Origin of the sequence: Ferrovibrio sp. (assembly GCF_964218355.1) — a bacterium.
In the GTDB taxonomy this organism is placed as follows: Bacteria; Pseudomonadota; Alphaproteobacteria; order Ferrovibrionales; family Ferrovibrionaceae; genus Ferrovibrio.
The window spans coordinates 159,626-184,921 of the sequence record NZ_CAXPMC010000021.1; the positions used below are offsets into that span (position 1 = coordinate 159,626).

The 25,296-nt window shown below is 63.6% G+C and carries 23 protein-coding genes and 1 pseudogene; 14 read left to right on the forward strand and 10 right to left on the reverse strand.

What is annotated here, in order from left to right; translation table 11 throughout:
* Positions 1-6: 6 nt before the first annotated feature.
* Together ACEQZY_RS16120 and ACEQZY_RS16125 are read right to left on the reverse strand one after the other, a co-directional pair.
* Positions 7-1,161 carry an acyl-CoA dehydrogenase family protein gene (locus ACEQZY_RS16120; RefSeq protein ID WP_370155768.1) on the reverse strand — a complete coding sequence of 385 codons (1,155 nt, stop codon included), beginning with the start codon at positions 1,159-1,161 and terminating at the stop codon, positions 7-9.
* A 160-nt stretch (positions 1,162-1,321) separates the two neighbouring features.
* Positions 1,322-2,146, reverse strand: a complete 825-nt coding sequence (locus ACEQZY_RS16125; RefSeq protein ID WP_370155770.1) for an IclR family transcriptional regulator — start codon at positions 2,144-2,146, stop codon at positions 1,322-1,324.
* A 218-nt stretch (positions 2,147-2,364) separates the two neighbouring features.
* Between ACEQZY_RS16125 and dctP the strand changes: the two genes are divergently transcribed.
* Positions 2,365-3,312: a TRAP transporter substrate-binding protein DctP gene (gene dctP, locus ACEQZY_RS16130; RefSeq protein WP_370155772.1), complete on the forward strand. Its 948-nt coding sequence runs from the start codon at positions 2,365-2,367 to the stop codon at positions 3,310-3,312.
* Positions 3,313-3,778: 466 nt separating this feature from the next.
* Here dctP and ACEQZY_RS16135 read toward each other — a convergent pair.
* Positions 3,779-3,913 (reverse strand): annotated as a pseudogene (locus tag ACEQZY_RS16135) (IS3 family transposase); the annotation flags it as partial.
* A 45-nt stretch (positions 3,914-3,958) separates the two neighbouring features.
* Here ACEQZY_RS16135 and ACEQZY_RS16140 point away from each other — a divergent pair.
* The 3 genes from ACEQZY_RS16140 (at position 3,959) to ACEQZY_RS16150 (ending at position 6,263) form a co-directional block, all read left to right on the forward strand.
* Positions 3,959-4,258 (forward strand): tripartite tricarboxylate transporter substrate-binding protein, encoded by a 300-nt coding sequence (locus ACEQZY_RS16140; protein WP_370155774.1) that lies wholly within the window; start codon positions 3,959-3,961, stop codon positions 4,256-4,258.
* Between the two features lie 30 nt (positions 4,259-4,288).
* Positions 4,289-5,071, forward strand: coding sequence for an enoyl-CoA hydratase/isomerase family protein (locus ACEQZY_RS16145; protein ID WP_300300472.1), 783 nt, complete (start codon positions 4,289-4,291; stop codon positions 5,069-5,071).
* 61 nt (positions 5,072-5,132) lie between these two features.
* Complete coding sequence (locus ACEQZY_RS16150; RefSeq protein WP_300300474.1) at positions 5,133-6,263, forward strand: zinc-dependent alcohol dehydrogenase family protein; 1,131 nt, start codon at positions 5,133-5,135, stop codon at positions 6,261-6,263.
* A gap of 12 nt (positions 6,264-6,275) precedes the next feature.
* Here ACEQZY_RS16150 and ACEQZY_RS16155 read toward each other — a convergent pair whose 3' ends face one another.
* Genes ACEQZY_RS16155 through ACEQZY_RS16170 form a run of 4 tightly spaced genes read right to left on the reverse strand, consistent with a single transcriptional unit; the run spans position 6,276 to position 9,513 of the window.
* Positions 6,276-6,626: a Zn-ribbon domain-containing OB-fold protein gene (locus ACEQZY_RS16155; protein WP_300300494.1), complete on the reverse strand. Its 351-nt coding sequence runs from the start codon at positions 6,624-6,626 to the stop codon at positions 6,276-6,278.
* Positions 6,626-7,765 carry a thiolase family protein gene (locus tag ACEQZY_RS16160; protein ID WP_300300476.1) on the reverse strand — a complete coding sequence of 380 codons (1,140 nt, stop codon included), beginning with the start codon at positions 7,763-7,765 and terminating at the stop codon, positions 6,626-6,628. The genes ACEQZY_RS16155 and ACEQZY_RS16160 overlap by 1 nt, the downstream gene beginning before the upstream one ends.
* 13 nt (positions 7,766-7,778) lie before the next feature.
* The gene (locus ACEQZY_RS16165) at positions 7,779-8,642 is read right to left on the reverse strand and encodes a MaoC family dehydratase N-terminal domain-containing protein (RefSeq protein ID WP_300300478.1); all 864 of its coding nucleotides are present in this window, start codon (positions 8,640-8,642) and stop codon (positions 7,779-7,781) included.
* Positions 8,635-9,513: an SDR family oxidoreductase gene (locus ACEQZY_RS16170; protein WP_300300479.1), complete on the reverse strand. Its 879-nt coding sequence runs from the start codon at positions 9,511-9,513 to the stop codon at positions 8,635-8,637. Before ACEQZY_RS16170 ends, ACEQZY_RS16165 begins: the two co-directional genes overlap by 8 nt.
* Positions 9,514-9,733: 220 nt before the next feature.
* On the opposite strand from ACEQZY_RS16170, the gene ACEQZY_RS16175 reads away from it, so the two are divergent.
* Positions 9,734-10,501 carry an IclR family transcriptional regulator gene (locus ACEQZY_RS16175; RefSeq protein ID WP_300300480.1) on the forward strand — a complete coding sequence of 256 codons (768 nt, stop codon included), beginning with the start codon at positions 9,734-9,736 and terminating at the stop codon, positions 10,499-10,501.
* 142 nt (positions 10,502-10,643) lie between these two features.
* On the opposite strand, the gene ACEQZY_RS16180 is transcribed toward ACEQZY_RS16175, so the two are convergent.
* Entirely contained in the window at positions 10,644-11,888 is a 1,245-nt protein-coding gene (locus tag ACEQZY_RS16180; RefSeq protein ID WP_300300481.1) for a site-specific integrase, read from the reverse strand.
* Positions 11,889-12,147: 259 nt separating this feature from the next.
* Entirely contained in the window at positions 12,148-13,290 is a 1,143-nt protein-coding gene (locus tag ACEQZY_RS16185) for an amidohydrolase family protein (RefSeq protein WP_341703118.1), read from the reverse strand.
* Between the two features lie 142 nt (positions 13,291-13,432).
* Between ACEQZY_RS16185 and ACEQZY_RS16190 the strand changes: the two genes are divergently transcribed.
* The 9 genes from ACEQZY_RS16190 (at position 13,433) to ACEQZY_RS16230 (ending at position 24,587) form a co-directional block, all read left to right on the forward strand.
* Positions 13,433-14,392, forward strand: a complete 960-nt coding sequence (locus ACEQZY_RS16190) for a LysR family transcriptional regulator (protein ID WP_370155781.1) — start codon at positions 13,433-13,435, stop codon at positions 14,390-14,392.
* Between the two features lie 152 nt (positions 14,393-14,544).
* Positions 14,545-15,609 carry a TRAP transporter substrate-binding protein gene (locus ACEQZY_RS16195; protein ID WP_370155783.1) on the forward strand — a complete coding sequence of 355 codons (1,065 nt, stop codon included), beginning with the start codon at positions 14,545-14,547 and terminating at the stop codon, positions 15,607-15,609.
* A gap of 105 nt (positions 15,610-15,714) precedes the next feature.
* On the forward strand, positions 15,715-17,652 hold the full coding sequence (locus tag ACEQZY_RS16200) for a TRAP transporter large permease subunit (RefSeq protein WP_370155785.1): 1,938 nt from the start codon (positions 15,715-15,717) through the stop codon (positions 17,650-17,652).
* A gap of 129 nt (positions 17,653-17,781) precedes the next feature.
* Complete coding sequence (locus tag ACEQZY_RS16205) at positions 17,782-18,945, forward strand: CaiB/BaiF CoA transferase family protein (protein WP_370155968.1); 1,164 nt, start codon at positions 17,782-17,784, stop codon at positions 18,943-18,945.
* Between the two features lie 218 nt (positions 18,946-19,163).
* Positions 19,164-20,252 carry a branched-chain amino acid aminotransferase gene (locus ACEQZY_RS16210; protein WP_370155787.1) on the forward strand — a complete coding sequence of 363 codons (1,089 nt, stop codon included), beginning with the start codon at positions 19,164-19,166 and terminating at the stop codon, positions 20,250-20,252.
* A gap of 138 nt (positions 20,253-20,390) precedes the next feature.
* Positions 20,391-21,425 carry a heat-inducible transcriptional repressor HrcA gene (gene hrcA, locus ACEQZY_RS16215; RefSeq protein WP_341703112.1) on the forward strand — a complete coding sequence of 345 codons (1,035 nt, stop codon included), beginning with the start codon at positions 20,391-20,393 and terminating at the stop codon, positions 21,423-21,425.
* Between the two features lie 105 nt (positions 21,426-21,530).
* Positions 21,531-22,130, forward strand: coding sequence for a nucleotide exchange factor GrpE (gene grpE, locus ACEQZY_RS16220; protein WP_370155790.1), 600 nt, complete (start codon positions 21,531-21,533; stop codon positions 22,128-22,130).
* Between the two features lie 72 nt (positions 22,131-22,202).
* Positions 22,203-23,219: an LLM class flavin-dependent oxidoreductase gene (locus tag ACEQZY_RS16225; RefSeq protein WP_370155792.1), complete on the forward strand. Its 1,017-nt coding sequence runs from the start codon at positions 22,203-22,205 to the stop codon at positions 23,217-23,219.
* 126 nt (positions 23,220-23,345) lie between these two features.
* Positions 23,346-24,587, forward strand: a complete 1,242-nt coding sequence (locus ACEQZY_RS16230; protein ID WP_341703132.1) for an ATP-binding protein — start codon at positions 23,346-23,348, stop codon at positions 24,585-24,587.
* On the opposite strand, the gene ACEQZY_RS16235 is transcribed toward ACEQZY_RS16230, so the two are convergent.
* The gene (locus ACEQZY_RS16235; protein WP_341703109.1) at positions 24,550-25,176 is read right to left on the reverse strand and encodes an alpha-ketoglutarate-dependent dioxygenase AlkB; all 627 of its coding nucleotides are present in this window, start codon (positions 25,174-25,176) and stop codon (positions 24,550-24,552) included. The two genes, ACEQZY_RS16230 and ACEQZY_RS16235, sit on opposite strands and share 38 nt — an antisense overlap.
* Between the last annotated feature and the right edge of the window lie 120 nt (positions 25,177-25,296).

Below are 25,296 nucleotides of genomic sequence, written 5' to 3' on the forward strand. Positions count from 1 at the left end.
GGGGGACTAGTAGGATTTCGGCAGACCGAGGACTTTCTCGGCAATGAAGCTGAGGATCATCTCCCGGCTGACCGGCGCGATACGCGGGATCATCACCTCGCGCATGTAGCGTTCGACATGGAACTCCTTCGAGTAGCCGAAGCCGCCATGGGTCATAACAGCCTGGGTGCAGGCCTTAAATCCTGCTTCGGCACCGAGATACTTCGCCGCATTGGCCTCGGCGCCACAGGGTTTCCCGGCATCGTAGAGTTCGGCTGCGTGCAACATCATCAGGTTTGCCGCTTCCAGCTCCATCCAGTTCTCAGCCAGCGGGTGCTGGATTGCCTGGTTTTTGCCGATAGGGCGATTGAATACCACGCGCTCCTTGGCGTAGCGGGTGGCGCGGTTCAGCGCCGCACGGCCGAGGCCGATCGCCTCTGCGGCGAGCAGGATGCGCTCCGGATTGAGGCCCATGAGGATGTATTCGAAGCCACGGCCTTCCTCACCGATTCGGTCCTTGGCAGGTATTTCGAGGTCATCGATGAAGAACTGGTTCGAATCGATGCATTTTCGCCCCATCTTTTCGATCTCGCGCGCCTCGCAGCGGCTGCGGTCGAGATCGGTATAGAACAGCGAGATGCCGTCGGTGGGCTTGGCACATTGTTCGCGCGGTGTGGTGCGAGCGAGCAGGAACAACTTTTCGGCCTTCTGGGCCAACGTGGTCCAGACTTTGCGCCCGTTCACGATGTAGCGATCGCCCTGTCGCGCCGCCTTGGTTTTGATGTTTGTGGTGTCCAGGCCGGCATCGGGCTCGGTGACGCCGAACGCCGCCATCACCTCGCCCCGGATGATCGGCGGCAGCATGCGACGCTTCTGCTCTTCGCTGCCGAATTTGATGATGGTCTTGGGGGCGAAGACGTTCAGATGTACCGCCGAAGCACCGCTCATCCCCGCGCCCGATTCGGCGATCGCCTGCATCATGATGGCGCCTTCGGCGATACCTAAACCGGCGCCGCCGTATTCGGCCGGCATCGTCAGGCCGAGCCAGCCGCCATCGATTAGCGCCTGCCTGAAATCCTCCGGAAACACGCCATCCCGGTCGCGCGCCAGCCAGTAATCGTCGCCAAACTGGCTGCACAGCCGGAGAATCGTGTCGCGAATGGTTTCCTGGTCGGCGGTCAACCTGCCTGCCACTGTTTCCTCCCGGTTGTTCCAATAAATGAATGAAGTTCGTATATTGGAATACGCTAACCGAGCTCGACAACGGCTGTCAACGCCTTGCGAAGTGCCATTGAAAGGGCCGCGGCGGTCAGGCAAATAACCGGCGAGGGCAGGGATTAGGTTATTTGCTGCCAGGATATTGCCCGGTATAGCCGAGCATGCGGGACGCGCGCAGGCCAAAAACATGCGCGAGTTCGGCGAGCCGGTCATGGCGGGATTTCAGCCGGCCGATCGGCGCGGCGATGGAGAATACCGCAATCACCCGGTTGTCGCGGTCGAAAACAGGAGAGGCGACACCACCGGCGCCTTCAACAATCTCCTCATGGGAGGTGCTCATTCCCGTTGCCCTGATCGCGGCGAGCACACCAACCAGCTCCTCCGGATGCAGCCGACGCCCGCCATTGGGGAGTACCAGATCAGTCTCACGCAGATAGGCTTTGATCGCATCCGGCGGCTGAAAAGCGAGCAATGCCTTACCGAACGCCGAGCAAAATAGCGGTCGCCGCGTGCCCACCAGCGACGAGAAGCGGATCGGACTGCTGCCTTCCACGATGTCGACATAGACGCCATGCCGGCGGTCATCACCCATCACGCCTAGCAGGGTCGTTTCGCCGCATTGCTCCATCATCTCGCGCAGGAGCGGATGCAGCTTGGCCGAGATGGAGGAATCCGGCGGTGTCCGCGCACTGATCAATGCGCCGAGCCAGAGCGCCTTGGCGCCGAGTTGGTATTGGCCTCCAACCTGCGTGACATAGCTGCCGGCCTCCAGCGAGCGCAGCAGATTGAGCAGACTGGTCTTCGGCGTCTGAAGCCGCGCGGCCAGCCGGGCAAGCGACAAACCCTCGGCGGTTGCAGCCAACGCCTCCAGCGCCTGCATGACGCGCAACGGAGAGCGCGGGCCATCGGGCCGGGCAGCGGCATCGGAGTTAACTGTTGTGTCGTTCATATTTTTGAATACAATTCCATTATCGGAACAACACTACTGCTACCTGCAGCGTGTGAGCTGGATCATGCAGCCAGTCGAGGACCGAGCGCAACCAATTCGACGAGAGTGCAACCGGAGGAAACATGAAGAAAGTTCTAGGAATGCTGGTCCTTGCTGCAGTGGCAAGCACCACCTGTGCGGCCGGGATGGCCTTGGCGCAGGACGGCAAGAAGATAAATTTGCGGGTCGCAGACTCTTTCCCCACCGGCCATTTCATCCCGAAATACTCCACCTTGCCCTGGATGGAGCAGGTGACCAAGCGCACCAACGGGCAGGTCACATTCGAATATTTCCCGGCCCAGCAGCTCGGCAAGGCGCCGGATCTGCTGAACCTGACCCAGAGCGGCGTCGCGGATATCGGCTATGTCGGGATGTCCTACGTGTCCGACAAGATGCCGCTCTCGGCCGTCGCGCAGCTGCCGGGCAGCTTCACCACGGCCTGCCAGGGCACCATGGCCTACTGGAAGCTCGCCAAGGGCGAGACGATGAACAAGAATGAATTCGGCGCCAACAAGGTCAAGCCGCTTTTCGCCATCGTGCTGGAGCCTTACCAGATCTACACGGCGAACAAGGAAGTGCGCACCACGGACGACGTGAAGGGGCTCAAGCTGCGCAGCACCGGTGGCGCGATGGACATCTTCACCCGCAAGATCGGCGCGATCCCGGTGCGCATGGCAGCGCCGGAAGTCCGCGAGTCGCTATCGCGCGGCACACTGGACGGATTGATCTTCCCGAATGAAAGCGTGCTGTCATATGACCTACAAAGCTTCGTGAAGTTCGGCACCAAGGGCGGCAACTTCGGCAGCTTCGTTGCCAGCTATGTGGTCGGCGACGCGGTCTGGAAGAAACTACCGAAAAACATTCAGACGATCATGCTGGAAGAAGGCGAAAAGGCCACGGCGCATATCTGCAAGGAAATCGATACCAATATCGAGAAAGCCCAGCAGCAGCTCGCTGCTGCCGGCGTGAAGTACCACACGATGACGCCAGCCGAGCGCAAGCCGTTCGAGGATGTCTCGGATGAAGTCGCCAAGGAATGGGCCGATGGTCTGGACAAGCGCGGCAAGCCGGGCAGCCAGGTGCTGAAGGGATTCCGCGCCGCACTTGCCGAGTACAGCAAGAACTGACCGGTTCGAAATACAGGGACAGAAAAGCCCTGGCCTATGCCAGGGCTTTTTATTCTCGACGTTATCCGGGTCAGAGAAATTGGTCAGCCGGAGCGCGAGGAGACTTTGTCCCGCGCCACCGGCCCGGCTGCCTCCGGATTCCGACCTGATCTATGCACTTGGCAGACCTGCCACCTGCTGGGCGAGGATGTGGTGCTGAGTACCTCTTCCAGCTCGGTCTCGACCGCGGGTCCAGCCAGCAGGACCTGACCTGCGTCGGAGACGGCGTCCGGCCGACCGCAGCTATGCGAGGAGAGTTTGAACGAGGCGACGCAGCACGTATCACTGGTCTTTCGGAGCGAACTGCACGGCGTATATTGAACGATGTCGTCGATAGTGGCCTACTTGCATCGGAAACTCCGAAAGAACCAGTATCTCTTCGCTTTCCCGTTGAAACGCTGGATGTACTGTTTCCCCAGTTATTTCCTGACCAGCCGATGACACGCCGTGAGAACAGGTCGATGACCATGGCGAGATAGGCGAAGCCCTCCGTGGTCTTAATATAGGTAATGTAGGTCACCCATGCGGTGTCCGGGACATCGACGTCAAACTGCCGGGCCAGGAGGCCTATGATCAGCTTCAGGCCGGATCGATTAAAGGCATCGCGGTGGGCTCGAAAGAGCGTAACCGCCGCCTCCCCGATCTGCCGACACTCAATGAGACAGCATTGCCCGGTTACGAGGCTGTCGTCTGGTACTCGCTGATGGCGCCGGCAAAACTGCCTGCGGATATCACAAGCCGGCTGAATCGTGCGATTACGAATATCGCTGCCGACCCCAAGTTCTCGACTCCCATCATCGAGCGCGGATACGACGTGATCCCGTCAACCCCCGAAGCGATGGCGGAGCGCGTCCGGGTCGAAAGCCGGCAATGGGCCGGCATCATCTCGGAACTGGACAAGAAGTGATGCAGTCTCGCACCAAACGCGGTTTTTGACATGTCCTCGGTACTATACGAACAGCTGGAAAAGACCGCGGTCATCACGTTGAACGCGCCGGAGAAACAGAATGCACTGTCCACGGCCATGCGGACGGAGCTTCGGGACCTGCTGGATCAGGTCACGGCGGATGACGGAGTTCGCTCCATCATCCTGACTGGCGCCGGTAAACACTTCTGTTCCGGTGGCGACATTTCCGAAATGGGCGCATCCGACGGGGCTGTCGATCTCAGTCGCTCACGCCTGCGCATGGGCATTCTGCACGCCATTCTCCGCCATCTGGTTGCCGGCCCAAAACCGGTAGTGGCCTGCCTGCGCGGCAATGCCTTTGGCGGCGGTCTCTCGCTGGCCATGGCATGCGACTATGTGATTGCCGACAGCACCGGGAAACTGTGCGCCAGTTTCGCCAGGATTGGCCTGGTCGCCGATGTCGGCCTGCTGTGGACGTTGCCGCAACGTGTCGGGGCACGGATCGCCCGCAACCTTCTGCTCAGTGCAAATGTGGTCGAGGCCGATGAAGCCGGCAGGATTGGCCTTGTCGATATCGTAACTTCACCAGATGAGGCGATGGAGCAGGCGCTGCGCAAAAGCCGGGAATGGGAAGCCCTGGCGCCACTGTCGCATGCGGCGACCAAACTCGGTCTGGCACGTAGTTCCGGCACTGCGGAGCAGGCCATGGCATTTGAGTCGGACGTTCAGTCCGCGCTGTTCACCACTGCGGACCATATCGAGGCACGCAAGGCGTTCCTCGCAAAACGCAAACCGGTGTTTACCGGCCGCTAGAAATCAGAAACCCGGTCATTGGCAGGCCGGGTCGCATATGAACCAGTCTGGGGAGAAAGACATGAAGATGAAGGCCGCCGTTCTGTACGATAACAATCTTCCGCGGCCTTTCCGCGACAGCAAGCCGCTGGTGATCGAAGAAGTGGACTTGGATCCGCCGGGGCCGGGTGAGGTTCTGGTCGAAATTCGTGCGGCAGGCCTGTGCCATTCCGACCTCTCCGCCATCAATGGCTCTCGCCCGCGTAAGCTTCCGTCCATCCCCGGTCACGAGGCCGCCGGTATCGTGCGAGAAGTTGGTCAGGGCGTGACCGGCGTCGCCGTCGGTGATCACGTCGTCACCATCGTTGTCACGACCTGCGGGAAATGCGGAAACTGCCTGAACGGACGGCCCAATCTTTGTGAAGCCACCAAAGAGGCGCGCGCGAATGGCACCCTGCAGACGGGCGCGCGGCGGCTGCATATCGGCAATACCCCGCTCAACCATTATTCCGGTCTCTCCATCTTCGCCCAGTATGCCGTCTGCTCCGAGCAGTCGCTGGTCCCGATTGCCAAGGACATCCCGTTCGAATTCGCCTCGCTATTCGGATGCGCCGTCGTCACCGGCGTGGGAGCGGTCATGAACACGGCCAAAGTCCCGGCCGGCGTCAGCGCCGCAGTGGTCGGCCTAGGCGGTGTCGGGCTGAGCGCCATCATGGGGCTGGTGGCAGTGGGAGCGCTTCCCATCGTCGCGGTGGATCCTATCCAAAGCAAACTCGACATGGCCCGCGCCCTGGGCGCCACTCATGCGGTCCAGGTCGCCGGCGATAAATTCATCGATGAAATCCGCGATCTGACCAATGGTGGCGTGGAATTCGCGTTTGAAATGGCGGGATCGATTCCCGCCATGAACACCGCCTATGCGATCACCCGTCGCGGCGGCACCACGGTCACGGCCGGCCTGCCCGATCTGAGCAAGAGCCTCGCCCTCAATCACTCCAGCATCGTCACCGAGGAGCGCACGGTCAAAGGCAGCTATATGGGCAGTTGCGTGCCCGGGCGGGATATCCCCAAATTCCTTGAGCTGTACAAGAACGCGAAGCTGCCAGTCGAAAAGCTGTACAGCCGCACGATCGGCTTCGACGAGATTAATGCCGCTTTCGACGAACTCGATTCCGGCAATACGATTCGCCAGGTGCTCAATCCGCACCTGTAAGGCAGCTTGCAGTCAGGGCCTGGTGAAATAGGGGATTGGCTGCCCGAGCGGACGCGACCATGTCAACCGGACACGGTCGCCGATCTGCAGGTCGCCATCCCCATGGGCCATCAGCCGGAAGCCTTCTGCTGCGTCGACCAGCACAATGGTATAGGGCACATGCGCCTTCCACTCCTTGGTCGGCGCGCGCGTCACCTTTGTCACGGCGAATACGACACCGCGACCGCCGGCCTCGCGCATCGCGGCATCGCGGCTGCCGCAGCCGGGACAGAATTCGCGGGCGAAATACCAGACATGCCGGCATGTCCCGCAGCGCTGATAGGTCAAGCTCTCGGCACCTGAAACCCAGCCGGTCTGCTGCATCACGACGTCCTCTCGAGTACCAGGCTCACATGCGAGGAGAGTATGCCTCCGTCACCGTGCAGCAATGCCAGTTTTGGCAGTTTGGCGATCTGACGGGTGCCAGCCCGCCCGCCCATCTGCCTTGCGGTCTCGACGAGATGCGCCAGCGCGCCGGCCACACCGCAATGGCCGAACGAGAGCAGGCCTCCATGCGTGTTGAGGGGAATACTGCCGTTCGGATCGAAATATCCGTCCCGGACATACCGTCCGGCCATGCCTCTTTCGCAGAACCCGATCTCTTCAAGCAGCATGGCCAGCGTGATCGTGAAACTGTCGTAAATCGCAGCATATTCCACATCGCCCAGATCGATGCCCGCATCCCGCAGCGCCGTCGCGCTTGAGATGCCGGCACCGGATGCGATGAGATCCGGAGCTGCGCTGATATGCTGATGCGTATGGGCCTGCGCGGCGGACCGGATCCGCAGCGCGACGTCAGCAGGCTTCTCCCACCCCACGACAAAGGCGACGCCTCCATCGGAGATTGGGCAGCAATCCAGCAGCTTCAATGGAGTGGCAATCGGAAGGGACGCCATGACATGGTCAATCGAGATAGGGTCGCGGAAATGCGCATCCGGGTGCAGTACGGCATTCCTGCGCATCAGCACGGCAATCTCCGCCAGTTCGGCTTCGGGGATGCCGAAATCATGCATATAGCGCGACGCCGCCAGGGCATAATATGCCGGCACCGTAGCGCCAAGCGGGACCTCGTAGTCCTTATGCCCGACCTGGGCCAGTGTCTGGATCGCGCTGTCGCTGCTCTGCCCCGTCGCCCGGGTTTCTCCGGCGACGACCAGGATTCTCTTCGCGACCCCCGCCTCGACCAGGGCATGTGCGAGCATCAGCATCGCAAACCCCGTCGCGCCGCCGAGCTGGACGGAATGGGCATATTGGGGCGACAGCCCGAAATGCTCTGCGAAAAGCGTACTCAGCATCAGATGCGGCAGCACCGTAGAATAGCCGCAGATCAGCCCATCGATATCCGACCGTTCCAGATGCGCATCCTGCAGGGCCTGCTCTGCAGCCGACGACATCAGATCCAGTGTCTCCTGGCCTTCGAGCTTGCCGAACCTGGTTTGGCCGACTCCGAGCAACCAGCTCACGCGATCCTCATTTTCAGAAGGTGACTTCGGCCGTCATGGCCGGAGACGCATTGTCGGTGGAAATCCAGATACTGCAGCCGTCTTTCGTCGGGCAACCTTCAATCCTGAATGGCCCGGTGTCATAAACCGGCGCCTGCGCGCGCATGGAGTAAGATGAAAACAGGCGGCCGGGATTGTTATCGGCCGCGAAATCCAGCATCAGGTTCGACATGAGCGGACCATGCACGACAAGTCCGGCATATTTCTCATGCTGTATCGCATATTCTCTGTCGAAGTGAATGCGATGCGAATTGAACGTTAGCGCGGAATATCGCATCAGAAGCACCGGATCCGGCGTCACCTGCCTACTCCAGGCTGCATCCGGCTGCGGGGATTTTTCCAGCGGCGCGGCCGGCCGGCTTTGGCCCTTGTCTTCGTCGCGGAAAACGGTGGTCCAGAATTCCTCAACCGCCAGGCCGGCATCCGTGCTGATCTTGCTTTGCAGGGTGGCGATGCAGATGGCACCTGCCTTGCCTTCCTTCATCTGGATATCTTTCAGCAGCGTTTCGCGCGTCAGATGCTCACCGATCAGGATAGGCTGGTGAAACCGCAGAGTGACGCCGCCGAATACCCGCCGTGGCAATGAGACCTTCGGCAAGACACCGGTCGATATCGGGCTGCCATCGGGCCGCAACTCTTGCGGACGGAAGTTGGGCCAGAAAAAGACCGAATGCCATCCCTGTGGAATAGGCTCGCCTTTCGACGGCGGTTTACCTTTCCGATCCAGAGTCGCCCAGAGCGCCTTGATCGCAGATTCGGCGGCGTCATCCTGCGACCGCAGGCTTTGCCCGATCGATGCGCGAAGGGCCGCCTCTTCTTCCATCAGCTCCTTACGCATTGCGGCCCGCCGTGTCGGCCTGACGCGCGATCTTCTTCTTTTCAGCCCAGTCGGCATCGCTCAGGCCGAAATATCGCGTCATCTGCGTGCCGTTTGCCAGATATCCGGCGCCATCGAGCGCTATGGTCTGGCCTGACAGCCATTCACAGCCGTCCGCCATCAGGAAGGTGGCCAGATTCTGCAACTCGCTGGGGCGACCGACACGTCCCCAGGGATTTTCCGATCCCCGGTCATTGGAATCGCCGCCTGGATCGAGCCGCGCTGACATGCCTTCCGTCGGGATTACACCGGGAGCAATGGCATTAACGCGAATCTTGTTGCGTCCCCATTCGATCGCCAGCGACTTGGTCATGGCGTCCAGACCCGTCTTGGCCATGGCGGATGGCACCGTGAAAGGAGACCCCGTCCAGACCCAGGTCGTCAGAATGGATATGATCGCACCCGGCAGGCCGGCTTCGATCCATCGCTTTCCGACGGCATTGGTCACGTAGAATGTTCCATGCAGAACCGTGTTGGCCACGGCATCGAATCCGCGCGGGGAGACCAGATGGGTGGGCGAGATGAAATTTCCGGCTGCGTTGTTGACCAGCCCGGTCAGCGGTCCCTCGGACGAGACCGTTTCCATCAGGCGGTTGACCTGCTCCGGATCACGGATATCTGCCGACTGCGCCCTGATTCGAGCGCCATGCGCCTGCGACAGCTCTTTCACCGTTGCGTCGAGCGGCGCCTGACGTCGTCCGCAGATCCACACCGTTGCGCCCAGCGACAGGTAGTGTTCTGCAATCGCACGGCCGAGACCAGTCCCTCCGCCGGTGACCAGGATTCTCTTTCCGGCCAGAAGTCCGTCTCTGAACATTTGATTTTCCGCCATTTTCTTCACCCGAAAACAAAATAATTCTTTATAGAGAATTTAATTCGGTATAGAATATAGTGTAGAACTTCCGTTCCGGCGCTGTCAATCGCAGCCGGATGCAATGCGGGAGGCCACGTGGCAACTCATGCATGCGGACAACGGACTGCTCTATATTTTTGCGTAACAGGGTCGATTCCCATCACGGCGGCTCATCACCTTCGGTACTGCGGATTTTGAGATGACTGAGGCCAATACAAAAAATAACTACAAGCCGGTCGGCGCGGTACTGAACGCTATTCGAATCCTGAATTTCCTCACGCAATCATCGGAAGCGCAGGGCGTTACGAAAATTGCCAAGGAAACCCAGATCAATCAGAGTACCTGCTTCAATATTCTGCGCACGCTCGCGGATGCTGAGTTCGTGCGCTTCGATCCTGCATCCCGAAAGTATGAGCTGGGTATCGGCCTCGGCCCGATCGCGACCCGAGCCCTGAACCCCACGCTGAACATGCACGCCGTCAAGCAGCAGCTGCGGGCGATCACCAAGGAATTCAATATCAGCGTCTCTGTCTGGCGCCGGCTGGGTGACAACCGCCTGATCCTGACTGCACTGGAGCAGAGCGAGGCCGGCGTGCGGGTGCATCTGAGTCTTGGCCAGCGCGTGCCGCTGCTGGGCGGCGCCATGGGCCGACTCTTCGCATTGTCCGGCGAATTCAGCCCCGCGGATGTGAAAAAGCGGTTCGAAGCGGTTCGCTGGCAGCAGCCGATCAACTTCGAGACGTTCATGGAAGAAGCCGAGGCTGCGAAGAAGCGCGGCTGGGCGATCGACGATGGCGCCTACATCCGCGGTGCATTGAATCTGGCAGTTCTGATCCCTGGCGATACGCAGATGGTCTGCACCGGTACCATGTTCCAGGGCCAGCATGACAAGCTTACCCAGCGTGAAATCGGCCGCAGTCTCGTTGGCCTGGCAAAGGATCTCGCCAACAAGCCGATGCCTGAATAATCCCCCTCTGTCAGAGAGTGTGGCAACGCAGGGATGCGGCATCCCAGTGAGACATGCTGCCATATTGCCGGAAGGCCGAGAGGAGAAAATCAGCGCCACCAAACTTGCCGCGATACGTTCGAAGCTTCGGGAAATGCAGGAGCTACTGCGATAGCTCTAGGATCTCGGTGATTTCTGACGAGACCCTATCGGCCGCCTCAATCAAAGCCTGTTCAATATGAACATAGCCCTGCGTCACGGTGCATTTTGCATGGCCGAGCAGGCCTGCGATGATCAGTTCGGAATAACCGAGTTCTGCCGCAATGCTGGCGAAGGTATGCCGCATGACGTGTGGCGTGACATCTGCCAATTCCGCTCTCGCACAAATGCGATCCAGCACTCGGGTGACGCCAATGAAATGGCCGTCACCACGATCTGCCGGAAAGACATAGAGCGTCCGAGTTTCATCTGAGTTTACCGCTTTTCGCTGAGCCTTTAGCAAATCGAGGGCCGCCTTACCAACCACCCGAAATTGCGGTCCCGTTTTGGAATCCGGGAACTGGACGCAGTGTTCGTCAGCCCTGAGCCAGCCCCATTGTAGGCCGAGCACCTCCATGCGTCGAAAGCCGGTCAGAAGCATGAGGCGAATGACCGCCAGGGCCGTCGGATGCTCCCCCTCGGCCTCCATCTGCCGCATGGTCTTTCCAAGTTGCCGCAGTTCCTCGCTACTCAAGCGGCGATCCAGCTTGCGACTGGCGATCTGCCGCACCCCATCAGCCGGATTCGCCTCGATCAGGCGCCAGCGAGCCGCATGCCCCAGCAGGCTGCGCAGGGTGCTGACAGTCCGTCCGGCTACCCCGGACCCGCCGGTGGTCCTCCCGCCCCGCCCTTTTCGGGCCTTGGCCGTCTTGCCAGCGACAATATCGGCCTGCATCCGCTCGATGTCGGCCAGGGTCAGAGCACGGACCGACCGGGTGCCCAGGAGCGGTTTGATGTGGGTGTTGATCCGGCTCTCGTCCATGTCCAGGGTCGAGGCCTTAATCGGGCGCCGGTTTCGCCCCAGGATGCGTCCAGCCCGTGCCTCCTCCAGGTACCACTGGCAGATCTCGGCGACGGTCTTTCCTGCCCGGATAGCTTGTTTGTCGGCAGAAGGATCCTCGCCCCTGGCCACGGCGGCGAGCTTCTGGCGAGCCAAGCCGCGAGCCTCCTCCGGCGTGAAAACCGTGTGCCTGCCCAGGACCAGCCGCCGGGTCCGTCCCTCTGCGTTGCGATACTGGATGAAATAGCTCTTCACACCGGAGCTTTTCACGCGCAAACCGAAGCCGCGCAGCTCGCCATCCCAGGCAAAGGCCTCTCCGCTGGGCCCCGCCTGCAGTCTATCCACGATGCTTTTGATGAGCTTGCCCATCGCCGCTTACCTCTCTGCTTCCCTAACTATAGGACTGCATCTTGAGGAAGCAATCAGGAAGCTGGCGAGATACAACAAGAGAGTACGTGAGGATACTCGGTTCTATATAAACACCTTTAATATCAGATTATTATATGATTCTAGGACACTTGAGCGTATATCGGCGAATTTCCTTCGGCACCACCTAACCGCCTTGCCAAGGTTGGGGTCGAGGGTTCGAATCCCTTCGCCCGCTCCAGTTTCCGGACACATCCGGTTATCAGACACGACCTCCCGATCTCCCATCCGGCGCAGTTCTGCCGGGCTGCCGCCGCGCCCCCGCTGCTGCCGCAGGTGAACAGGCATAGACGCGGCGCGCGGTTCCGGCCAGCAGCGCCTGTCCGGCAGCGGCATCATGCTCGGCAGCGATGATCTTGTAGGCATTCCAGAGATTGCCGTAGCTGATCGCAACGCTGTCGACCGGAAAGTTGCTTTCGAACATGCAGCGTTCCGGACCGAAACACCGGATCGCATGCCGGAAATAGGCGCCGCGCTCATCCACAAACTCCCGGGAGGATGGCGGCAGCGGACGGGTATGGGCGTCATACTGCGTGACGATCGATGCCAGGCCACCGAGTTTCACGACAAGATTGGGATGCTCTGCCAGCATCCCGATCAGGGCGCACCACCCGGTGAAGACCGGATCGCGCTCGGCCGGGCCGCCGCCATATCCGACCGGCGCGCCGAGATGATTGATCACGATCATGGCGGACGGCACCGCGCGGGCCAGCGCGGCGAGTTCGGGAAGCTGAAAATGAAACAGGAAGGCATCGAAGACGAGCCCGCGTTCCGCCACGCGGGCAAGGCCCCGGCGAAAGGCCGGATCGGCATAGAGACCGGGCGGCGCGGCACCCGCCAGCAGGCGGGCTGACGGATCCTCCAGGCGGGCAGCGCTCTGGCGGATGCCACGCAGGCGGCCACCGCCAGCCTTCTCGTGCTCGTCAAGCACCGTGTCCAGTGCGGGATGCCGCAGGTCGGCATGCGCCACGATCGCTGCGATCGTTTCCGTTCCATCGCGGCCAGCGGACTGCACGGCCATGCGGGCAGCCCATTCCGTCTCCCCCACCGACCGAAGATGCTCCGGCCCGTCCGGACGGTATCCGGACCCGCATTCGACATAGACGGCCTGCGCGAGATTGTGGCCGGCCGTCACATCGGAAAGAAACTCGTCAAGAAGATAACGGCTGGTCCGCAGCATCGCGCCGGGTTCGGCCGGGTCGGGAAAGTCGCGTTCGTCCCAGAGATGGAAATGGGCATCGACGATTTCGATCTCCGGATCGATGGCCGCCTCGCGCCGCAGCGCCCACCAGTCGCGGCGCGCACCCATCTGCCGCACCCAAAGCCTGCGTTCCTGCGGGGTCATTCCCTGTCCTCCTCCCGGTGCGGGCAGCTTCGAAACGGCACCCGGCACCTGCGGAGCCAACCGTAGAGTTGAACTGACTATTACCGATAGTTAAAATTACTAACATCCATGTTCTAATAAGCTGAAAGCTGGAGGAAGCGCCATGGAGCTGAGGCAGATCCGATTCTTCGTCGCGGCCTGCGAAGAGGGCTCCCTGAGTGCCGCCGCCAGCCGCCTGAACTGCACGGCATCCGGCGTCAGCCAGCAGATGAGTGCGCTGGAGGGGCGGCTGGGGATCAGCCTGCTCGAACGGACACGGCGGGGCGTGGTGCCAACACCGGCCGGGCAGCGCTTCTACGAACGGTCGCTCGCAATCCTGAAGGCCGTTTCCGAGGCCGAACTCGAAGTCGAAGATTTCTCCGCCGGACTGAGCGGTGCGGTATCGGCCGGTTTCGCGCCCGGCCTGGCGAAAGCCATCCTGCCGCCGGCGCTGGCACGGTTCACGCGCGAGTTTCCCCGGGTCGACATCGACATCGCGAGCGGCACCGCCGATTCGCTCCTCGCCGAAGTGGCCGGCGGCGCCCTCGACTTCTATGTGGGCCAGTTCGAAAAGCCCCAGATCGGACTGACGGCGCAGTCCATCGGCAGGTTCCCGGTCACGCTCATATCCGGCTCCCGCCGCGGACTGATGCCGATGAAACCGCTGAAACTCTCTGCCCTGCCGGCGCTGAAGCTGTTCCTGCCCAATGCCGAAAACAGCCTGCGGCCGAAAATCGACGCGGCAATCCGCAATGGCGAAATCCCTGTCGAACGGATCATCTCCAATGCCAGCCTTTCGGCAGGACTGGAATTTCTCGCGCTGACCGACTGGTCTGCCATCCTTCCCTACTGGATCGGCCAGAAGGAACTCGGCAACGAGCGACTGACCGTCAACCCGATCGCGGATTCATCCCTGGCCGTCGAGGTGGCGCTGATCATTCCGGCCCGCCATCCGCTGTCGCGCCCTGCCCAGACGCTTTACGACTATTTCAGCCAGGAGCTCCGCCGGTCCGAAGAGGAGTGGCGGCGGGTGCTGGATGCTTCTGCCTTAAGCCAGCCTGATGATTCACTTAAGAAGAAATAAGTATTCCTGATCGAACGCCCCTCCTACATTCCACGCCGGAGGAACGCCATCTGCCCGGGCATACCTGTTCAGGCGGCAGACAGCGGATAAGCGCGCCCCGTCGCGCGTAACTATAAGGCCCCGGCCTCTACCGGGCCCCGGAGGAGACAGACATGACATCCGATCAGCCGATCGTGCAATCCGTGACCCGTTCGCCCATCAACCGCCGCACCTTCGGCGGCCTGTCCCTGCTCGCCCTCGCCGGCACCTCGGTGGCCACCGGCGCCCGGGCGGCAGCGCCGGAAATCGAGCTGAAAATGCAGTTCGCATCCGCCGACGGCACGCCCTGGAACGACATGGACCGGCGCTTCGCCGGCCAGCTCAAGGCGATTACGGGCGGCCGCGCCAAACTGACATTCTTTCCGCCCAACTCGGTGACGCCGTTCAAGGACTGGCTGCGGGCAACCGGCTCCGGGCTTCTCGATATCGGCTTCGTCTGGCATCCGGCGCTGCCGGGCAAGTTCCCGCAGCTCGAACTGTTCAGCCTGCCCGGACTTACGAAAAACCAGACCGTCGCCAGCGTGGTCTACTGGCGCCTGCGCGAGATTTTCCCCGAGATGGGAAATATCTTCAGCGACAGCGACAATGTCGTCGACCTCGCCACATTCGTCGCGATGGGCTCGCATCTGCATACCCGCACGCCGATCCGCACGCTGGCTGACCTGAAGGGCAAGGTGCTGGCAGCCCAGGATTCGGCCGGCGTGCGGGTGATGGAAGCGCTGGGCGCCAGCGCCAGCGTCATGGTCGGGCCGGATGCCTATCTGGCCCTGCAGCGCGGTGCCGTCGACGGGGTATTGTGCGCCTGGGGATGGGTGAACAATTTCAAGCTCAACGAGGTGACGACCTACCACACGCTGGTCAACCTCAACCCCGGCACCTACTCGACGGTCATGAACCGGGACACCCACAAGAAGCTGACCGAGCAGGAAAGGAAGCATCTCGCCGACCTTCTGCCCGTCTACTTCTTCAACAACACCACCGATGGCGCCGCGGCGGCGATGGCGGCGATCCCGCCGGACAATATCATCACGCTGTCGGCCGAGGACCATGCGGCCCTTGCCACCAGGATGCGCCCGCTCTGGGACCAGTGGGTGCAGACCGCGAATGCGAAGGGCCTGCCGGGGCAGAAGATCCTCGACGAGGCCGTGCGCCTGCTGAAGCTCTACGATCAGAACTAGCCGGTGGATACCGCCGGCGAGGGTGCGCTGCACATGCCTCGCCGGCGGAAAGACCGATGAAACGCACCGCGTGCGGCAGTACCGGGACATGGTGGTGAAGGCGTCATGAGCACAGGCTTGAACAGGATTGATGCCGCGGTGCCGGCCGAGGGCGACAGGCCGGCAGGGGCGCCGTGGCGCGGCATCGCCTGGACCAACCGTGCCGCGCAGGTCCTGGGCGGCGGCGCCCTCGTGCTGATGATGGGCGTGACGGTGGCGGATGTCGTGCTGCGCAATCTCTTTTCGGTGGTCGTTCCCGGCAGCATGGAGATCAACGGCCTGCTGATGATCCTCGTCGCCCTGTCGACGCTGGGGGCGGTCGAACTGGCGCGCGGACATATCAGGGTCGACATGCTGCTGCAGCTGATGCCGGCGCAGGCACGCCTGCCGACCATGGCGGGCGGCCTGCTGCTGACCCTGGGAACGATCGTGGTCACGGCATCGGAAATCCTGAAGGAAGCCTCTCTCCTGATGGAGGATTCGGTGGTCACCGGCGTGCTGAAAGTGCCGGAATGGCCCTTCGCCGTGGTCGCCGCGGTGTTCATGCTGCTCTTCGCGGTTGCGCTGCTGCTCAACCTGTCCGCCACGCTCAAGACCGTCGTTGCGCTTCGCGATCCGCGGGCGCTGGCGATCTGCCTGGCCTGGCTGCTGGCCGCTGCCGTCATTTTCTGCCTTGTCCTGTTTCCGCAGGCCCTGCCGTTCGAAATGTCGCGCGCCTCGCGCGGCCTTGTCAGCATCGCCCTGTGTTTCGTGCTGATCTTCCTCGGGGTCCATGTCGCGGCGGCAATGGCGCTGACGGCGCTGATCGGCATCAGTCTGCTGATCGGCGCCAAGGCCAGCCTGACCAGCATCGGCACCACGGCGCTGGACGTCGTCAGCGACCAGACATGGAGCGTTATCCCGCTGTTCACCTGGATGGGCCTGATCGTCGTCGCCTCGGGGTTTGCCGAGGACCTCTATCGCGCCGCCCATCGCTGGATCGGCCACCTGCCCGGCGGGCTTGCTTCGGCAAGCACGGTCTCCTGTGCCGGCCTGTCGTCGATTGTCGGCGATACGCTGTCCGGCGTCTACGCCATGGGATCCATCGCCCTGCCGCAGATGAAGAGCTACGGCTATGACATGAAGCTGGCGACCGCCTCGATTGCCTGCGCGGCCACCATCGGCGTGATGATCCCGCCCAGCCTGGCATTCATCGTCTATGGCATGATCACCGAAGTCTCGATCGGCAAGCTGTTTATGGCCGGCGTGCTGCCGGGCATCCTGTTTGCCGTCATTCTGGTTCTGCTGATCACGGTGAGAACCTGGATAAATCCGTCACTGGCACCACGCGGCGAGACCAGCAGCTGGCGCGAGCGGATGCAGGCCAGTTCCGGCGTCTGGCCGGTGCTGGTGCTGATGCTGCTGGTCCTCGGCGGCATCTACACGGGTATCGTCACCCCCAATGAAGCCGGCGGCATTGGCGTCGCCGGGGCCCTGCTGATCTCCACGCTGACCCGGCGGCTCACCTGGCACGCCTTCTGGCGATCGATCGAACAGACTCTGCGGCTGACGGCAGGCATTCTTCTGATCTTCCTGTTCGCCACCGCCTTCAGCCGCTTCATCGCCATCAGCGGGCTGACCCAGCAGATTGCCGGCCTGGTGGCGGACCTGGAGCTCGGCCCGTACCAGCTGATCGGCGCCCTCCTGGTTTTCTACGTCGTCATCGGCATGTTCATGAATGCGCTGCCCGCCCTCGTGCTGACAGTCCCCCTCTTCTATCCGCTGGCGATGAATGCCGGTTTCGATCCGGTATGGTTCGGCGTCTTCGTCGTCATCATGGTCGAGCTCGGGGTCGTCACGCCGCCGATCGGGGTCAATGTCTTCGCGATCGCCTCGATGACAAAGGATGTGTCGATGTATGAGATCTTCCGCGGGGTCTTTCCCTTCTGGATTGCCTATTTCGCGCTGGTTCTGCTGATTATCGCCGTGCCGCAGATTGCGCTGTTCCTGCCATCGCTGATGTGACGTCAAGATGACCCCCGACCTGCAGTCCGGCCCCATTCCGGCAATCTTCATCCCGCCGCGGATTCCGTCTCCGGCAATCATGCGGACCGGCCCCTGTCCGGTTTGTGCCGCCACCTGGGGGAATTCGTGATGCTGCCGCTTGAAGGTTTCCGGGTCCTCGACCTCACGCATGTGCTGGCAGGTCCCTGCGCAACCCATCATTTGCGCTGCCTGGGCGCCGAGGTGATCAAGATCGAGCGACCGGGCGCCGGCGACCCGATGCGTGCGCTTACGATGCAGCCGGAGCATGGCGGCCTGCCGCCGGGCTTCCGCGCGCTGAATGCCGGCAAGAAGTCGGTCGTCGTCGACCTTTCCGCGCCGGATGGCCGCGCCGCAATCCTGCGGCTTGCCGAGAACGCCGACGTCTTCGTCGAGAATTTTCGCCCCGGCGTAGCGCAACGCCTGGGGCTCGGCCCCGAGGATCTCCGCAGGGTTCGGCCGGACATCGTCTACTGCTCGATTTCGGGCTGGGGGCAGAGCGGCCCGAACAGCCGGTACGGAGCCTACGATCACGTCATCCAGGCCGCGACCGGAATGATGGCGCTGCAGGGCAGCCGCGAGGACGACGCTCCCGTGAAGGTCGGCTTCCCGGTCATCGACATCGCCACCGGCATCAGTGCCGCGGAGGCGATCCTGGCCGCCCTCATCCGGCGCCTGCGCGGCGATACCGGCCCGATCACGATCGATGTCGCGATGATCGATTCCGCGCTGGCCCTGATGTCCGGCCCTGCCGCCATGACGCTGGCCACCGGGCGCGCGCCGGAGCGCGTGGGCAACCGCGGGTTCGTCGGCAGCCCCGGCGCTGAGACTTTCGCAACGATGGATGGCCATATTTCGGTGGCCGCCAACACCATGGGACAGTTCGCGACGCTGTGCCGGCTGCTCGGCCGGCCGGAACTGGCAGCAGCGCCATTCGTGCCGGCCGGACTCGCGGCGGGCGACTTCCTCGCCAATGTTGCCAGCGAGCCGCTGCGCATCAAGCTGGCGCAGGCTTTCGCTGCCGCGAATGCGAGCGAACTGGAAACCGCGCTGAACGCTGCCGGTGTGCCGGCTGCCAGGGTGCGCGATCTCGCGGAGTATCTGCGCGACCTCTATCCTGCCACACCCGGGATCGGCACGGATGGCGAGCCCGTTGCGCTCGGCCCCGCATTCCGCTGGCGAGAGGGACAGAAGCCGGACCTGCCGCCGGCGCCACGGCTCGGTGCGGACACCCCGTCGGTCATTGCAGACGGGCAGACAGCGCCGGCGCCATGACGCGCCCCGGGCCGGTTCCCTCGTCTGCACCGGCCTGCCCTGACAATTTACTCCGCAGAATGCCAATTTCCGCCAAGACGCCGCGACCTGGCACGGACATACTTCTCACGGCTGCACTTCTTCCGCACCGGACGGGTTGATCTCGTGCGCCCGCCGGCGCATAGGACAGGACAGCCACCGACGCATGGCGCCATCGCGAACGACAGAGTGGAAGAAAGATGAGCAAGCCCACCCTTGATGTGACACCGCATCCACAGCCGGCCGGCGCGGCCGAGCGCGCGGCGCTCATGCAGAATCCGGCTTTCGGCCACGTCTTCACCGACCACATGATCACGCTACGGCATTCGGCGGAGCGCGGCTGGCATGACTGGCGTCTGGAGCCGCGGCACGCCTTCGATCTCGATCCGGGCACCCTGTCGCTGCATTATGCACAGGAAATCTTCGAGGGCCTGAAAGCCTACCGGCTGCCCGACGGGGGCGCCACGCTGTTCCGCCCCGATGCCAATGCACGCCGCTTCCGCGCCTCGGCCGAGCGGCTGGCAATGCCGCTGCTGCCGGAAGAGATCTTCACCGGCTCCGTCCGCGCCCTGGTGGATGCCGACCGCGACTGGATCCCGAGTGCCGAGGGCGCCTCGCTCTACCTGCGGCCCTTTATGATCGGGACCGAGGTGGCGCTGCCGCCGGAGCCATCGGCCGCCCATCTTTTCTGCGTCATCGCCTCGCCGGTGGCCGCCTATTTCAAGGGCGGCGCGGCCGGTGTGACCCTGTGGGTCTCCGAGACCTATACGCGGGCGGCACCCGGCGGGACCGGTGCGGCGAAATGCGGCGGCAACTATGCCGCCAGTCTGGTCGCCCAGGCCGAGGGCCGGCGCGAGGGCTGCGACCAGGTGGTGTTCCTCGATGCGGTCGAACGGCGCTGGGTCGAGGAACTCGGGGGCATGAATGTCTTTTTCGTCTTCGACGACGGCTCGCTGCAGACACCGCCGCTGACCGGCACCATCCTGCCCGGCATTACCCGCGATTCCCTGATCACCCTGGCGCGCGGCATGGGCCTTGCCGTACGCGAGGAACCCTATGCCATCGACCAGTGGCAGGCCGATGCGCAGAGCGGCCGCCTGCGCGAGGCCTTTGCCTGTGGTACGGCGGCCGTGGTCACGCCGATCGGCCGCGTGAAGGGTGCCCGGCACGGTTTTGTCATCGGCAATGGCGAAGCCGGCCCGGCGGCCGCACGGCTGAAGGCGGCGCTGACCGATATCCAGTTCGGCCGCGCAGCCGACCCGCATGGCTGGCTCGACCGCCTGCCCTGACCCGGCCGCGAAGGAGGGGGATTGCGGCTCTGGCCGGGCCGGAACCCGGTATATCACCCCCTTGCCAGGAAAACTCCGTGCACCGCCGGCTGCCCGTCGGCATTGACGCCGCCCCGATGGATTCTTAATTCTGTGTCCATGATCCAGGAAATGAGCCAGCGCAGCCGCGAAATCCTGCGGCTGGTGGTCGAAACCTACATGGCCACCGGCGAACCGGTCGGCTCGCGCCTGCTGTCGAAAAAGCTGGAACACAAGCTGTCGCCGGCCAGTATCCGCAACACCATGGCGGACCTTGAGGAATCGGGCCTGCTGTATGCGCCGCATACCTCGGCCGGCCGGCTGCCCACCGAAAGCGGCCTGCGGCTGTTCGTCGACGGCCTGCTGCAGGTCGGTGACCTGACCCAGGATGAGCGCAGCTCGATCGAGGGTCGCTGCGCCGCATCGGGTCGCGGTTTTCAGGACATCCTCACCGAGGCCACCACGGTCCTGTCCGGCCTGTCGGGCCATGCCGGCCTCGTGGTCGCGCCCAAGGTCGACGCGCCGCTGCGCCATGTGGAATTCGTGCCGGTCGGACCGGGCCGCGCCCTCGTTGTGCTGGTCTCCGAATCCGGCCAGGTCGAGAACCGCATGGTCGATCTGCCGATGGCGATGACCGGCTCGACGCTGGCCGAAGCCGGCGAGTTTCTCTCGAAGCGCCTGAAGGGCCGCACCATGGCCGAAGCGCGCGACCAGATCCTGCTGGAACTGACGGCGCAGCGGGCCGAACTGGACCAGCTGGCCGCCCGGGTGGTCGAGGCCGGTCTCGCGATCTGGGGCGGCGAGCCCGGGCGCGGCACCCTGATCGTGCGCGGCAGCGCCAGCCTGCTCGACGATGTCTCCGCGCTGGCCGATCTCGAACGCATCCGCAGCCTGATGGGCGAGCTGGAAAATGCCGAGGAGATGCTGCGGCTGATTGAACTGACCCAGGGCAGCGAGGGCGTGCGCATCTTCATCGGCTCGGAGAACACCCTGTTTCGCCGCGCCGGCTGTTCGCTGATCGTGGCGCCGCTGCAGAACCAGCAGCAGCGAATTCTCGGCGCCATCGGCGTGATCGGCCCGACCCGGATGAATTATGCCCGGGTGGTGCCGATGGTGGATTTCACCGCCCAGGTGGTCGGCCGCCTGCTCGGCTGACCGGCCGAAAAATCCGGCACTTCCGGCAGGAATGGGCGGAAATCCGCCGCCCCCCCTTTCATTTTGCGGCCCCGATCCGTATATGCAGGGCGCAACGAGGACGTGATGACCCAGAACGAGACCCAGAATACCGCGACCGAAACCGAAGCCGCGCCCCCGGCCCAGACCGATGCCGCCGAACCGGCCGCCCTGCTGGCCGCCGCGCAGGAGGAGGTCACCGCGCTGAAGGACCGGCTGCTGCGCGAGGCGGCCGACAAGGAAAATCTGCGCAAGCGCCTCGAGCGCGAGAAGGAAGATGCCGCGAAATTCGCCGCCGGCCGGTTTGCCCGCGACATCCTGACCGTCGCCGACAATCTGCGCCGCGCTGTCGAATCCGCACCCAAGCCCGCCGAAGGCGCCGCCGAAAGCGATCCCGTCCATGGCCTGATCGCCGGCGTCGAGGCGACCGAGCGCGAACTGCTTGGCGTGTTCGAGCGGCACGGGATCGCCCGCATCGAACCGAAGAACGAGAAATTCGACCCCAACCTGCATCAGGCGATGTTCGAGGTGGAAGATGCCACCGTGCCGGCCGGTACCGTCGTGCAGGTGATTGCCGCCGGCTATGTCCAGCATGGCCGCCTGCTGCGTGCCGCCATGGTTGGCGTCTCCAAGGGCGGCCCGCAGGACGAGCTGCAGCCAGGCGCGGCGGTCAACACGCAGGCTTGATCCGTCACAGCCCCGCGTTAGCTTGCGGACAGGACGCCGCCTGCCGGCGCAGCATCAGCCGGAGTGACGCCCATGCCGCTGTTTTCCGTTCTCGACCTCGCGCCGGTGCCCCAGGGTTTCGTGCCGGGCGATGCCCTGCGCAACACCCTCGATCTTGCCCGTCATGCCGACGCCTGGGGGTATAATCGTTACTGGCTGGCCGAACACCACAACATGATCGGCATCGCCAGCGCCGCCACTGCGGTGGTGATCGGGCAGGTTGCCGCCGTCACCGGCCGCATCCGCGTCGGTTCCGGTGGCATCATGCTGCCAAATCATTCGCCGCTGGTGATCGCCGAACAGTTCGGCACGCTGGAGGCGCTGTATCCCGGCCGCATCGACCTCGGGCTGGGCCGGGCGCCCGGCACCGACCAGATGACCCTGCGTGCCCTGCGCCGCGACCCGGCCGCGGCCGACCGCTTTCCGCAGGATGTGCAGGAACTGCAGGCCCTGCTGGCCCCGATCGAACCCGGGCAGAAACTGCGCGCCGTGCCCGGCGGCGGTTCCAGAGTGCCGCTGTGGATTCTCGGATCCAGCCTGTTCGGCGCCCAGCTGGCCGCCATTCTCGGCCTGCCCTATGCCTTCGCCTCGCATTTCGCGCCCGAAGCCCTGATGCCGGCCCTGGAAACCTACCGGTCGCGGTTCGAGCCGTCGGAGCAGCAGGCGAAGCCCCATGCCATGGTCGGCGTGAACGTGATCGCCGCCGAGACCGATGCCGAGGCCCGGCGGCTGTTCACCTCGGCACAGCAGGCCTTCACCAACATGTTCCGTGGCACCCGCGGCCTGCTGCCGCCGCCGATCGACGATATCGAGACCTACTGGACCCCGGCGGAAAAGGCCCAGGCCTCGGGCATGCTGGCCTGTTCCTTCGTGGGCGCGGCCGAGACGGTGCGCGCCGGCCTCGCCCGCTTCATCGCGCAGACCGGCGCCGACGAGATCATGGTTGCTGCCGCGATCCACGACCACGCCGCCAGGTTGCGGTCCTACGAGATTCTGGCCGGGGTGGCGACGGCTTTGGGCACTCCGCTGCGGGCAGCCCAAACCGCCTGACGCGAAAGGCGAATTTCGCCACATTTGTTCGCCCGACATTTCGCGGCAGACATCCGTTTCTGTCAAAAAACTGCAACCCCGACCGCGGATAGTCAGCCGTCGGAAAATGAGGGGTCCGCGGTGGACATGATCGGCTCGGAAATGCTGGAAACCATCGGCACGGTGGCGGTGCCGCTGCCGGCGGTGTCACCGGACATGCGCTGCGAAGAGGTCGACCGCCGCTTCCAGGCCGACCCCGATCTCGGCGCCATCGCCGTGGTCGAGGAAGGCCGGCCGATCGGCCTGATCAACCGCTACGACCTGATCACCCACCTGTCCCGCGACTACGGCCGCGCCCTCTTCGCCCGCAAGCCGGTATCGCAGCTGATGGACCGCAATCCGCTGATTGTCGAATCCTCCATCAGCGTCGACAAGCTGGAAAGCCTGATCGCCGACGAGCACCAGAGTGCCCTTCTGCGCGGCTTCATCGTCACCCGTGCCGGCATATATTACGGGGTCGGCACGGCCCTGCTGCTGCTGCAGCTGGGCATGGCCCGCAGCGAGCGGCGCAACCGCGCCCTCGAGCGCGCCCGCCAGCAGGCCGAGGAAGCATCCCTGAGCAAGACGCGCTTCCTCGCCAACATGAGCCATGAGCTGCGCACGCCGCTGAATGCCATCATCGGCTTTGCGGAAGTGATCCAGAAACAGATGCTGGGGCCGATCGGCAACAGCCGTTACGTCGAATATGTCGACGACATCCTGTCCAGCGGCCAGCATCTGCTGAGCCTGATCAACAACATCCTCGACATGTCGAAAATCGAAAGCGGCAGCTGGCGCATCCAGCCCGAGGTGACCGATCCGGTCGAGATTCTGGAAACCAGCCTGCGGGTTTTCCGCGAACGTGCCGTCGGCCGCGGCGTCAGGCTCGACCTTGTCGCCGCGCCGGATCTTTACGAGGGTTTCGTCGACCGCCAGGCCCTGCGCCAGATCCTGCTCAACCTCGTGTCCAATGCGATCAAGTTCACCCCGCCCGGCGGCCATGTCGAAATCGGCGCCGCCGGCGAGGCCGATGGCGGCTTCCGCATCTGGGTCGGCGATACCGGCATCGGCATCGCGCCCGAGAATATCCCCGTGGTGCTGGCGCCCTTCGGCCAGGTGGAAAACGACCTGACCCGGAAATACGAAGGCACCGGGCTCGGCCTGCCGCTGGTGAAATCGCTGGTCGAACTGCATGGCGGCCGTTTCGAGCTGGATACCGCCCCCGGCCGCGGCACCACGGTGCGGGCCTGGTTCCCGCCGCCGCCGGGCAACCTGCCGGCGGGCAAACCGGCGCCGGTGAATTCCGCCAGGCCTAGTGCGGCTGCGTCACCCGCCGCAATGTCAGATTGATCCGGCCGCCGCCGGCAATCAGCCGGCTGCTGCCCGGCAGGATACGGTCGATCCCGTGATAGGCCAGCCGGGCGGCACCGCCCAGCACCAGCACATCGCCGGACGCCAGTTTCAGGCTGCGGGTTGCCCCGCCGCGGCTGGTGCCGCCCAGCCGGAACAGCGCATCGTCACCCAGCGATATCGACACCACCGGGGCATCCAGCGCCGCCTCGTCACGATCCTGGTGCAGGCCCATTTTCGCGGCATCCCGGTACAGGTTGACCAGGCAGCATTCCGGGTCATGCGGATATCCCGCCACCTGTCGCCAGACGGCCAGCGCTGCCGCCGGGATTGCCGGCCAGGGCCGGCCGGTCTGGGGATGCCGCTCGACATACCGATAGCCCCCTGCACGGTCGGAATACCAGCCGAGACGGCCGGCATTGGTCATCGCCACGCTCATCGGCCGGCCGCTTTTCGGCATGGTCGCGTGATAGACCGGCGCCCGGGCGAGCAGGTCCTGCACGGCATTGGCCAACCCCTGCTGGGCCGGGCGGTCCAGCAGGCCGGAATAGAGGCGGAATCCCTCGGGCAGGGCGGCGGCAACGGTCATCGGGCACAGGCAGGCAGCGGGCGGCAAATTCCGCTATAAGATAACCCCCTGCCCGGGAGCAGGGAATGGGCCTGGAAACAGGCCCTGGAATGGCACCGCCACCGGCGCCGGCCGGCAGCC